Here is a 220-nt window from a genome sequence, read left to right as displayed (position 1 = left end):
CTCCAATAAAAGACATGATTTGTGGAGAAGATGGAAGCGGAATTGATCATACTACTTTAAAAGTGACTAAACCATTTCATAATTCAACAATCACAATGGAAAATGGCTTTTTAAAAATTGGCCTATTTGGAACTGATGGTTCTACTGGAGTACATGCTGCCGAATATAGTTTTGAAGTTAAGAATCTGGAATCTTTGGCTGAATTTCGCCTCACTGATTT

At 35.0% G+C, this 220-nt stretch carries 1 pseudogene; it reads left to right on the top strand.

The window, feature by feature from the left end:
- A pseudogene (locus RFW85_RS00025) lies at window positions 1–220 on the top strand (hypothetical protein); the annotation flags it as partial.

Source organism: Acinetobacter sp. 12966 (genome assembly GCF_031196995.1).
GTDB classification, from domain to species: Bacteria; Pseudomonadota; Gammaproteobacteria; order Pseudomonadales; family Moraxellaceae; genus Acinetobacter; species Acinetobacter geminorum.
The sequence above is the reverse complement of the archived record's forward strand: the minus strand, read 5'-3'. Positions and strand labels throughout refer to the sequence as shown.